Source organism: Caballeronia sp. LjRoot29 (assembly GCF_964252755.1).
Classification (GTDB): domain Bacteria; phylum Pseudomonadota; class Gammaproteobacteria; order Burkholderiales; family Burkholderiaceae; genus Caballeronia.
Genome location: NZ_CAXUPU020000070.1, coordinates 1 through 10,332, shown reverse-complemented (window position 1 = coordinate 10,332; position 10,332 = coordinate 1). Strand labels below are relative to the sequence as shown.

Here is a 10,332-nt window from a genome sequence, read left to right as displayed (position 1 = left end):
CACACACACACACACACGCCTGTCACGTCCATTGGATCTGTAGGCTCTCGAAGCCCGCGATTGCCCGAGGTTGTCGATGCCCGGATAATGAGCCTTGATCAACGGCAACGGTAGAGACTGCATGAGCGATAACCTGCCCAACGATTCGTGGGGCGACGACTACAGACGCTGGCTCGCTGAACTTAAACAGAGGGTCGAGCGAACTCGACTTCGCGCAGTCACCAGCGTGAACTGCGAACTCGTGACGCTGTACTGGCAGATTGGTCGGGAAATCTTGGATCGTCAGCAGCGCCAGGGGTGGGGCGCCGGAGTAGTTGACCGGCTTGCCCGGGGCCAGAAAGCAGCGTTTCCCGACATGCGCGGTTTTTCCCCGCGGAACCTGAAATATATGCGCTCGCTGGCGCAGGCGTGGCCCGACGCGGAATTTGTGCAGCAGCCTGCTGCACAATTGCCTTGGTTCCATCTTTGTACCTTGCTGGACAAGGTCAAGGACCAGGAGCAACGAAGCTGGTATGCCGGCAAGACGCTTGAGCATGGCTGGTCGCGGCAGGTGCTGACTATGCAGATCGAGACAGCGGCTGCCTATACGCGAGCCGGCAGCGCCGTAACCAATTTCGGGAAACCTTACCCTCGCCACAGTCCGATCTTGCCCGGGATGCCCTGAAGGATCCATACATTTTCGACTTTCTTGGTCTGACAGAAGATGCTCAGGAACGTGACATTGAGCAGGCGCTTACCCGTCATATCACCCGGTTCCTTCTTGAGTTAGGCGCAGGATTCGCGTGTGTCGGGCGGCAATATCGGCTGGACGTCGGAGGCGACGAATTTTTCATTGATCTCCTGTTCTACCATTTGAAACTGCGCCGCTACGTGGTCGTTGAACTGAAAACGACCCCATTCCGTCCAGAGTATGCGGGCCAGCTTAACTTCTACCTTTCTGCGATCGATGCGCAGGTGAAAGCGCCGGATGATCAACCTACGATCGGCTTGCTCCTGTGCAAGGAAAAGAATCGGTTGGTCGCGGAATATGCGCTGCGAGGCGTCGCCAAGCCAATGGGCGTGGCCGAGTATCAGTTGCTTCGACAGGTGCCCGAATCACTGGGAACAACGCTGCCGTCGATCGACGAGATTGAAGCAGAGCTTCGGCCAGATTTGCCCGACATTTAATACAGGCGCACCAGCAGGTGCGCGAATCACTGGCGTGACTTGGCATTTTACAGACGGGGTAGGCTGCATGTTTCGGAGCTATGTAAATATCCGGCAGGGACAACGCTAATGGATAGCAAGCACGACGACGACGAGAATCGAGACGACCTCGATCGCGCGGTTTCCCTTACGCAATTGGTGATCTACCACGACGAATGGAACAACCGCCGAACCCTTGAGGCGCGCGGATACGGTATCGGTCGCGGACAGCGGCATGTGCTCATCGGGTTTCAGATAGACGCTGACCGCGGAGTGGAGCCGGAAGAACTGTGGAAGTCCATCGATGATCTCCGGCGCGTCTATTCAACCGGCGAGGAATACCCCGAGAGTGACCGAGTCGTCCCGTCGCACCACACCGGGCAGATCGTGAAAATCATTGCGCTTGCACCGCAAACCGGATGGGAGCAGGTGCCCCACGTAGCTGACGAAGAATGAATTAAACAAAGACAATCTGATCATCCAGGCGAATATGACGGACCGATAAAAGCCCATTGCCCGCGTTGCGACGGTGAGCGTAACTGCGAGATACATGGCTATTTCAAAGAGGTGTGGCACGACGAGCAGAGCACCGTAAGCGGGCGCGAGGACCATCAGCTATTGCAATGCAAAGGCTGTTCGACGGTGTTCTATCAACTCACCAGTTCAAACTCCGAGAACGTGGACTATTGGCAAGATCCCACGACCGGTAAATTTCATCAGGACACGTCCTACGAGATCAGAACGTACCCAGCGCCCGACCGGAAAGACGCCAAACCGGACTGGGTATGGTCTCTAGCCAAAATCGATCCGCCGCTGCATGAAATCCTGACCGAGACATACACGGCACGCGACGGTGGGTCGTACTTTCTCGCGTCTGTTGGCCTGAGAACCGCTTTCGATCGGGCGACCACGATCCTCAAGATCGACCCTGGCGAGACTCTTGAGGGCAAAATCAAAAAGCTTCATGAGGGGGGCTTCATCGGCGAGACCGAAGCTATGACCTTGGGGACGGTTGCTGACGCGGGGAATGCTGCCGCGCACCGTGGCTGGTCGCCGACTGCAGAGCACTTCGAAACGCTGCTGTCGACACTGGAGCATTTCATCTATCGCACGGTGATGAACGACAAGAAGGCGTTGGCTATGAAGGACGCCATCCCACCTCGTCATCTCCGACCCAAGCGAGCAAAGAAAGCTGAAGCGTAAATACAAAGGGCGTGTTCGTGATGCGCAGGTGCAATATCGCGGCTTTTACATGAAACCGACTTGGCCGAGTCAGCCGTGCTGGCCCGCGGCGGCAAATCGCATGCCGCGGAAAAAAGAAGCCGTAACGCTTCAGCGTTCTACCACGTGACCACCATACCTTCCGATGTTTCCAAAGAGGAGTTTGGTTAGCGTTGCTGACTCATGCCAGAGGCGTTGCGACGACGAATCAGGGGAAAAGCATGCGACGACTCTTGGGAACGGGTCAATCTCACTGATGCCTGTTTCGGATCAGCACCCGCGGCGGTCCCTGTACCGCCGGGAGCGCGCCACTGCGCTACTGGCGAAGACAGTAAATCCTTTAGGTGCTGGTCCATCGTGCACTTCGCCTGGAGGTCCACGAAGAGGCGCCAGCGTTTTTCTAAAGTTTTCGTGGCGGCTGCGGACAATCAAGTAACGCGTTGAACGACCTTCAAAAGCGACGGCATTCACAACATTTATCGGCAGGTAAGCGAATCTGGGGAAAACGGTGGACCGAGGCGAAATGGAAAGACCCAGTAAAGAGGATCAACTTTTCCTCGAAGCGCGTGTACTCGCTCTGTCGCTGGTCGCGATCCGGCGTGCTCAAGGGAAACTAAATCCCAACGACTTCCAGGTTGGAAGTGTTAAGTGGGTGGCAGTAGTGAAGGAATTTGCTGAAGATCTGATGCGTGTGTCTTCCGAGGCATTAGTACGTGTTGCCGCGACAACCCCGGCCAAGGCCGGAAAATGGTTGGGCTAAAACGAGGGCGAGGGAGATGTAGGCGCAAAGTCAGTTAGACGAAAGCCTTTAATCTCAGTATCGCTGCAATCCGAGCTACGAAGGGAAAGGGAACTCAGATGACTTTCCCATGGGTATGCCGGATGGTAAAACGCGCATCTGGTCGTATCGCCCACGATGCGTGTTAATGGCTTCGAGACTTCGTCACGGCACGTTATTGCCCATTGGCGGCCTCCGCCGCCGTTTCGGAACAGGAAAGTCCCTTTAATTCGACAGAATTACGTGCCATGGGAGGCGACTCGGCGGGCACGGGCCAAGGGCCAATTCAGCGCACCCGCAGCTTGTTCGCCTCGACGCGCAGCAGCTTAACGCGCAAATCATCCCAGTGTTCGAGGAAGGCGTCGCGCGCGGTCGCGAAGTCGCGCGTCTTCAGGCAGGCGATTAAATGCTCGTGCTCGCGCACGATTTCCTTCGGGTGTTCGTAATAATGCTGGCGCTGCACCAGCAGTAACTCGATCTCGCTCTCGATCGCTTCGTAGCTGCGTTGCAGCCGCTCGCTGCCGCTGGCTGACACAATCGCGCGATGGAAGTCGCGATCCGCGGCCACCATGAACCAGACCGGCGCGTCGCCGGGGGCATTGCGCAGCCGCTCGACAGCATTAATCGCATCGATCGGGATTTGCCCGGTATGCACGATCATCTTCACTGCCTCGACTTCGAGCACGCCCCGAAAACGCGTCACATCAACGATGTCGTCGGCCGAGAACTCAGGCACAAAGAACCCGCGATTGGCCACCTGACGCAGGATGCGGCGCCCGACCAGCAACTGTGCGGCCGTACGGAATGTGCTGCGCGAAACTTCGTACTCCTCGGTCATCCTGATGTCACGCAGGTACTCGCCCGGCGCGAAGTCACCGTTCAGGATGCGGGTCTTGAGCTTCTCGGCCAGCGCTTCGACGGCTGTGGGCCTTGCTGCCTCGGCAACGCTCGCCGGTTTGGGAATTGATGCACTCATATCGCGATAGTTCGTGGGTACCCCGATTATATGCGGCGGATGCACCTCAACATGCCGCCTGTCGATGACCGGCTGGTTGGCGCGACCGGCCATCGAGGATCACAGCGCGGCGAGTACAACGTCCAGCTCCGTCAGCAGGCGGTCGGCGTCCTTGGCCGCGAACACCAGCGGCGGTCGAATCTTCAGCACGCTCGCGTCCGGCCCGGTCGCCGAGATCAGCACGCGCCGCTGGCGCAGCCCATTGACGACCTTGAGCGCCGTCGCGATGTCGGTGTCCTTCTTCGCGCGATCACGCACCATCTCGACGCCGAAATACAGACCCGTGCCGCGCACGTCGCCGATGCACTCGTATTTCCTTGCCAGCCCGTTCAACCCCTCGAGCATGATCGCGCCGACCCGTTGCGCGTTGTCCAGCACGTGCTCGTCGCGCAGCACGTCGAGCGTGGCCTGCGCGGCAGCGACCGCCACTGAATTACCACCAAAGGTATTGAAGTAGCGCATGTCCTGGCCAAAGCCGGCGACGATTTCGGGACGCACGACCAGACCCGCCACTGGATAGCCGTTGCCCATCGGCTTGCCCAGCGTGACAATATCAGGCACAACTCCGTGGCGCTCGTGCCCCCACATATGCGTACCGCTGCGCCCGAAGCCCGACTGCACCTCGTCTGCGATGAACAGGCCGCCAGCGCGGCGCACCATCTCGGCCACCGGCGCCAGCACATCAGTCGGGTGGGCGAATACGCCATCCGACGAGAAAAAAGAATCGGCGATGAACGCCGCCAGGCCGCCGCCGTGCCGGCGGATGTCGTCGATCTGCAACGCGACCTGCTCGGCCATGCGCTGGCCGATCTCGGACGACGTCATCCGGTACGAGTCGGGGGCCGGCACCGTGCGCACGTAGGGGCCCAGCAAGGCCTTGCGGCCCAGCGACGGCGAAAAGCTCGAGGTCAGGTGCGAGTTGCCGTGATAGGCCTCGCTGGTCACGATCACGCCTGTCTTGCCGGTGTAGTGCATCGCGATGCGCATGGCTAGGTCGTTAGCCTCGGAACCGGTGCAGGTGAACATCATCAGACCTTGCCGGATCGACGTGTTGAACGTCGAGAGCAGGTCCTCGGCGTAGTCGAGGATCGGCTCCTGCATGTAGCGGGTGTGCGTACAGAGCGTCGATAGCTGGCGGGTAACAGCGTCGACGATGCGGGGATTGGCATGCCCGACGCAGACGACGTTGTTGTAGGCGTCGAGATAGTCGTTGCCCTGGTCGTCGTACAGATAGACCTTCTCGCCGCGCACGATCTTTACCGGCTCGGCGTAGAAGAGGCGATACGACGGACTGAGCAGCCGTACGCGCCGCGCGATGTGTTGTTGCGTGGCGGCGTCAAGGTGGGAGATCTCCAACGGATTGAAGCCGTTCGGCATGTCGCCGCGCAGGCTGTCGTCGGGTTTGCTGGTGTCGACGGCTTCGTTGAGGACTGGTGGCTGCGAGGTGGGGGTGGCGTTCATAGAGGGATCAGGAGATGTGGGGTGAGTGGGTCAGCGGACGAACTCAAGCAAGGCATTCGATACAGCGTCATGGTCGCGTTGCATGAACCAGCGCAGATGTTCCCATCCCGGCCGGGTGAAACGCAGGATGTAGGCTTCGTTTTCCGGGAACAGTTTCGCGCGCCATGAAGTCAGCAAGGCCCGCGCCGCGACGCGCGCCATGGCCAGGTGCGGGATCAGCAGCAGTTCGTCGTCGCTGAGCTGGGCATGCGCGAGATAGCCGCGCAGCAGGTCGCGCGCCTCAACGAAGAGGTCGTGCGGGCCATCGGCGTCGAAGTCGAGCGGGAACTGGTTCATGACCGCCGTAGCGACGTCGATGGCTACCGCCGTGTGCACGGTGTCGCCAAAGTCGATGATGCCGCTGACGAAGTTCGGGCCGCCCGGGTTGGCGACGATGTTCGAGCGATTGAAGTCGTTGTGCACGACTTGCGTCGGACAGCAGCGCAGGGCCGGCTCGATCGCCGCAAAGCGCACGAATGCCTGTTCGATTAGTGAGCGGTGCAACGGGTCGGCGATATGTGCCTGCAACCCCGTCAGACTCGCCAAGTGCTTCACGTCCCAGGCCAGTGCCCGGTGCTCGTGCGGATGGCGGAAGCGGGCCATGGCCAGTTGCAACTGCGCCAGCGCCTCACCGATCTCGTAGCGATTGCGCGCGCTGAGGTGCAATGCGTCGAGCGGCATGCCTTTCAGGTAGCTGTAGAACCTCGCCGTACGATGCGGCTGGGTCGAAGATCCGAGCGGCACAACGAATTGTCCGTCAATACCTGGCAGCACGCGCGGTACCGGCAACCCCGGCGCGACGACGGCAACGTGCCGCATCGCGGCGACCTGCAAGTCGAGTTCTTCAGCCGTCTCGCCAGGGTTCGAGATTTTGAGCACGTACCGCGCGCCGTCGCTGGCGTCGATGCGAAAGGTGTCGTCCTTCTCGGTCGAAAACCTTGTAGCTGCGCCATCTATGCCATAAACGCGGCGCGTGATGGCAATCGCATCAGCTTTGTCCAGACGGGAGAAGCTGACCGACAGGCTGCTGGCCAGCAGGGTATCAAGCGCCGCTGCGGGCGTAGCGGATACGACGCTGCGAGTAATGGGCGTGGACATGGGCGAACCGGGGTAAGCGAAAGTAGTCCAATTATTGTCCGACAATAATTGATTGTAAACGCAAAATAAAGCTTTTTCTCGCCTTTATTTCCCTGTTATTGTTCTACAAACCACGTTGGAGTTGCGTCATGCCTGCACCGCTGCTGAAAATCGAGACGACCCCGACACTGCCGAGGGAAGTCGATGTTGTCGTCATCGGTGGTGGGATCGTTGGCGTGTGTTCCGCGTACTACCTTGCGCGACGTGGCGTGCGGGTCGCGTTGGTCGAGAAAGGTTTTATCGGTGCGGAGCAGTCGAGCCGGAACTGGGGCTGGTGCCGCCAGCAGAACCGCGACGCACGCGAATTGCCGATGTCGACCATGAGCCTGGCACTGTGGCAGAACCTCGCCGCGGAGATCGGCCGCGACACCGGGTTCCGTCGCTGCGGGCTGCTATACCTGAGCCAGAACGCGGAGGAAATCGAAGGTTGGGCACGGTGGCGTAATTTTGCGGCTGGTGTCGGCGTCACGACGCATATGCTAAATGCGCGCCAGGCGAGCGAGCGTGGCGTCGCGACCGGACAGGCGTGGAAGGGCGGGGTGTTCTCACCATCGGACGGAACGGCCGATCCTGCTGTCGCCGCTTCGGTAATCGCACTGGGGGTCATGCAAGCAGGCGGTACGGTGCATCGGCAATGCGCTGCGCGGGGGCTCGAGACCGAGGGCGGCCGCGTAAGCGGTGTCGTCACCGAGGCCGGCATCATTCGCGCCGGGACCGTGGTGCTCGCCGGCGGCGCATGGGCGTCGTCGTTCTGCCGGCAACTTGGAATCCGCTTTCCGCAGGCGTCCGTCAGGGCGTCGATCCTGTCGGTCCTGCCGGGTGCGCAAGGGATCCCGGATGCGTTGCATACGGCCGAGGTGTCGATTACGCGTCGAGGCAATGGCGGCCACACGCTGGCGATCAGCGGGCGCGCTAAAGTCGATCCCACGTTGCAACAATTGCGCTATGTCCAGGATTTCTTGCCGATGTTCGCCAAGCGTCGGCGCAGCCTCAAGCTGGGAGATCTGTCCGGCTGGCGCTCGGGCCACGAGACGGTGACGAAATGGCGGCTCGACGCGCCCACGCCGATGGAAAGCAACCGCGTGCTCGATCCGGAGCCCGATCGCGAAGCCATCGACGAGACGTTGCAGCGCGCACGCCGACTGTTGCCGGCACTCTCGTCGGTCGCTGTTGCGCATGCGTGGGCCGGGTATATCGACAGTACGCCCGACGGCGTGCCGGCCATCGGAGAACTTGACGAGATGCCGGGGCTGTTCCTTGCGGCCGGCTTCAGCGGCCACGGCTTCGGAATCGGACCGGGTGCGGGGCATCTGGTGGCCGATCTGGTGACGAACGCGCAGCCGATCGTCGATCCGTTGCCGTATCGCCCGCAGCGCCTGGCCAAATCGGTACGCGGCAAGGTAGCCGAGTTCTGATCGACAGGGCGACGCCGCGCCATCGGCCTTAGGGCAGGCGTCAGTGGCATGGCGCGGCCGACGTCGAACACGGCGGCCAGGGTGGCGCGGATGGCTTACAAGCCGAGTTGTTCGGCCAACTCGATGATGCTTCTGACTGGCGTATAACCGTATTCCGGCGCTTCCGGTTCGTGGCCACGCAGCACATGAGCCTTGTGGACAATGCCGAGGTCGTGCGCGGTCATCAGGTCGTAACGCGGGCTTGACGAGACGTGCAGGATTTCGTGAGGCTGCACCTCAAGCTTCTTGAACATGTATTCGAAGCCTTGCATGCGCGGCTTGTAGGCACCCGCATCTTCGGCCGTGATGACGGCATGGAACGGCGCGCCGAGCTTCTCGATGTTGCTCATGATCTGCGCGTTGTCCGCGTTGCTCAGGCCGACCAGCTTGTATTTCTTCGCAAGGCGCGAGAGACCTTCCGGGACGTCGGGATGCGGCCCCCAGCTCGGCACGGCCAGGTAGAACTGTTCGGCCTCGGCTTCGAGGAAGGGCACGCCGGTGCGTTCGCAGGCGCGGCGCACGGCATTGATGACGACGTCACGGTAGGGCTTCCAAGCGCCGAGTACTTCGTCGCGACGATAGGCGGCGAACAGCTTGACGAAGTTTTCCAACGCGTCGCCGTGGAGGCGGTTGCCGTAGATTTCCCGCGCCATGTCGGCCATGCGGAAGTTGACGAGGGTGCCGTAGCAATCGAAGGTAATGAATTTCGGCTCGAAGTCGATCATGTCTTCAGTCTCGATGAGTGGCGAATCCCAAGGGATTCTTGAATGAGGGAGCTTGCCTGATACCACTTCGAGCAAGCACCGATGGCGATGTCGGTAGTTGAAATTTAATCAGGAAAAATTTCGCGCCGACGCTGAATTAATCGGTGACAAAGAGAAATTCGAAGCGTTTCTCGGGGGATTTGCGGCAGCTCCTGCTGTGTAATATCCCCCGGTGCCGAACACCGCGTACGAACAGCAAGATCGTCGTATTCAGGAGTGGGGTTGCTATCCATATTGACGAGGACGCCAAGGCGCTCACCTTGATCCAACCTGAGCGGACGCCGGGAGAGAGGGGAAGATGAAAACGGATTGCACGCTTGACCGGCTGGACTTGCGCATTCTCATCGAGTTGCAGAAGCGCGGGCGCATTACCAATGTGCAACTGGCCGATGCGGTCGGACTCTCGGCGAGCCCGTGCCTGACGCGCGTCAAGCGGCTCGAGAAGGCCGGGTTCATTGCGGGCTACGGCGCGCTTATCCAGATCGCGAAGCTCGGTGAATTCCAAGTGGTATTTACCAAAATCACGCTCGCAGATCATCGTCTCGAAGACTTCGTACGCTTCGTCGATGCTGTTCGCGGCGTCGACGAGATCATGGAGTGCCACCACGCGACGGGCGGCTACGACTATCTGCTCAAGTTCGTCACGCGTAACGTCAGCCACTACCAGAGTGTGATGGAGGGGCTGCTGGAGCGCGACATCGGGATCGAGAAGTACTTCAGCTACGTGATCATTAATTCGCCAATCGGCATGACGCACTATCCTCTCGAGTCCCTCTTTGCTCCGGGGTGAGGCTTGCTCCATGCGACGATGGTCGATGAAGCGGTTCGCAGATATTGCGGAGCTCTGCGCGTTTCGCGCGCGCTGTGCGGCGCGTATGATGGATTATGTAAGGCCACTCCCCCTTCCACAAGGAACTACCTTCCGGGGCGGAAATTCTATGTCACGATTCGCTGGCCGAGCTCATTAGGATGCAGACGGTGGAGGTGATAAAAGCATGAGCGCATGTCTAATGCGCATGGCCGAGGCCGGGCGCAAGACCCTCCCTATTTTCACCAATGGCATTGCGCGCCGGGCGGCTGTCGGCGACACTCTGATGGTCGCATTACTCACGACGCTGAAGACGCTGCGTGACTCGGCATTCGGCGGTAAAGGCAGCACGCCGGTTCCACCCGAAACCTATTCGTTCCGGCGCCTCGCGGTGGGATCACCTACTTAACTAGTCGTGACGCAGCCATGAAGTCCTCTATTCAGAGGTGGCCCCGATCGTTCGGACAGGT

At 60.2% G+C, this 10,332-nt stretch carries 10 protein-coding genes and 1 pseudogene; 7 read left to right on the top strand and 4 right to left on the bottom strand.

Annotation, left to right across the window (positions count from 1 at the left end; all coding sequences use genetic code 11):
• Positions 1 to 121: 121 nt before the first annotated feature.
• The 4 genes and pseudogenes from ACSQ83_RS35570 to ACSQ83_RS35555 all read left to right on the top strand — a co-directional run bounded on the left by ACSQ83_RS35570 (position 122) and on the right by ACSQ83_RS35555 (position 3,166).
• Positions 122 to 1,167: pseudogene (locus tag ACSQ83_RS35570) on the top strand (PDDEXK nuclease domain-containing protein).
• Between the two features lie 108 nt (positions 1,168 to 1,275).
• A complete protein-coding gene (locus tag ACSQ83_RS35565; RefSeq protein WP_436231336.1) occupies positions 1,276 to 1,641 on the top strand; it encodes a hypothetical protein in 366 nt (121 codons plus the stop codon).
• A 186-nt stretch (positions 1,642 to 1,827) separates the two neighbouring features.
• The gene (locus ACSQ83_RS35560; protein ID WP_436231335.1) at positions 1,828 to 2,388 is read left to right on the top strand and encodes a DUF4145 domain-containing protein; all 561 of its coding nucleotides are present in this window, start codon (positions 1,828 to 1,830) and stop codon (positions 2,386 to 2,388) included.
• 541 nt (positions 2,389 to 2,929) lie between these two features.
• Positions 2,930 to 3,166 carry a hypothetical protein gene (locus ACSQ83_RS35555; protein ID WP_436231334.1) on the top strand — a complete coding sequence of 79 codons (237 nt, stop codon included), beginning with the start codon at positions 2,930 to 2,932 and terminating at the stop codon, positions 3,164 to 3,166.
• 304 nt (positions 3,167 to 3,470) lie between these two features.
• Here the strand turns inward: ACSQ83_RS35555 and ACSQ83_RS35550 are convergent, their stop codons facing one another.
• The 3 genes from ACSQ83_RS35550 to ACSQ83_RS35540 all read right to left on the bottom strand — a co-directional run bounded on the left by ACSQ83_RS35550 (position 3,471) and on the right by ACSQ83_RS35540 (position 6,797).
• Positions 3,471 to 4,253, bottom strand: a complete 783-nt coding sequence (locus ACSQ83_RS35550; protein ID WP_436231333.1) for a GntR family transcriptional regulator — start codon at positions 4,251 to 4,253, stop codon at positions 3,471 to 3,473.
• A gap of 6 nt (positions 4,254 to 4,259) precedes the next feature.
• Positions 4,260 to 5,576 (bottom strand): aspartate aminotransferase family protein, encoded by a 1,317-nt coding sequence (locus tag ACSQ83_RS35545; RefSeq protein WP_436231337.1) that lies wholly within the window; start codon positions 5,574 to 5,576, stop codon positions 4,260 to 4,262.
• Positions 5,577 to 5,690: 114 nt separating this feature from the next.
• Positions 5,691 to 6,797 carry a phosphotransferase gene (locus ACSQ83_RS35540; RefSeq protein ID WP_436231332.1) on the bottom strand — a complete coding sequence of 369 codons (1,107 nt, stop codon included), beginning with the start codon at positions 6,795 to 6,797 and terminating at the stop codon, positions 5,691 to 5,693.
• Between the two features lie 128 nt (positions 6,798 to 6,925).
• On the opposite strand from ACSQ83_RS35540, the gene ACSQ83_RS35535 reads away from it, so the two are divergent.
• Entirely contained in the window at positions 6,926 to 8,251 is a 1,326-nt protein-coding gene (locus ACSQ83_RS35535) for an NAD(P)/FAD-dependent oxidoreductase (protein WP_436231331.1), read from the top strand.
• Between the two features lie 95 nt (positions 8,252 to 8,346).
• Here ACSQ83_RS35535 and ACSQ83_RS35530 read toward each other — a convergent pair whose 3' ends face one another.
• A complete protein-coding gene (locus tag ACSQ83_RS35530) occupies positions 8,347 to 9,015 on the bottom strand; it encodes a haloacid dehalogenase type II (protein WP_436231330.1) in 669 nt (222 codons plus the stop codon).
• A 337-nt stretch (positions 9,016 to 9,352) separates the two neighbouring features.
• Here ACSQ83_RS35530 and ACSQ83_RS35525 point away from each other — a divergent pair, with 337 nt between their 5' ends.
• Both ACSQ83_RS35525 and ACSQ83_RS35520 read left to right on the top strand, forming a co-directional pair.
• Entirely contained in the window at positions 9,353 to 9,844 is a 492-nt protein-coding gene (locus ACSQ83_RS35525; RefSeq protein ID WP_436231329.1) for an Lrp/AsnC family transcriptional regulator, read from the top strand.
• 205 nt (positions 9,845 to 10,049) lie between these two features.
• A complete protein-coding gene (locus ACSQ83_RS35520) occupies positions 10,050 to 10,271 on the top strand; it encodes a hypothetical protein (RefSeq protein ID WP_436231328.1) in 222 nt (73 codons plus the stop codon).
• The last annotated feature ends 61 nt before the right edge of the window (positions 10,272 to 10,332 follow it).

Bases quoted from the DNA above. Each gene is read 5' to 3' on its own strand.
- ACSQ83_RS35540 (WP_436231332.1), bottom strand. From the start codon at position 6,797: ATGTCCACGCCCATTACTCGCAGCGTCGTATCCGCTACGCCCGCAGCG.
- ACSQ83_RS35535 (WP_436231331.1), top strand. From the start codon at position 6,926: ATGCCTGCACCGCTGCTGAAAATCGAGACGACCCCGACACTGCCGAGG.
- ACSQ83_RS35520 (WP_436231328.1), top strand. From the start codon at position 10,050: ATGAGCGCATGTCTAATGCGCATGGCCGAGGCCGGGCGCAAGACCCTC.
- ACSQ83_RS35525 (WP_436231329.1), top strand. From the start codon at position 9,353: ATGAAAACGGATTGCACGCTTGACCGGCTGGACTTGCGCATTCTCATC.
- ACSQ83_RS35550 (WP_436231333.1), bottom strand. From the start codon at position 4,253: ATGGCCGGTCGCGCCAACCAGCCGGTCATCGACAGGCGGCATGTTGAG.
- ACSQ83_RS35530 (WP_436231330.1), bottom strand. From the start codon at position 9,015: ATGATCGACTTCGAGCCGAAATTCATTACCTTCGATTGCTACGGCACC.
- ACSQ83_RS35565 (WP_436231336.1), top strand. From the start codon at position 1,276: ATGGATAGCAAGCACGACGACGACGAGAATCGAGACGACCTCGATCGC.
- ACSQ83_RS35545 (WP_436231337.1), bottom strand. From the start codon at position 5,576: ATGCCGAACGGCTTCAATCCGTTGGAGATCTCCCACCTTGACGCCGCC.
- ACSQ83_RS35555 (WP_436231334.1), top strand. From the start codon at position 2,930: ATGGAAAGACCCAGTAAAGAGGATCAACTTTTCCTCGAAGCGCGTGTA.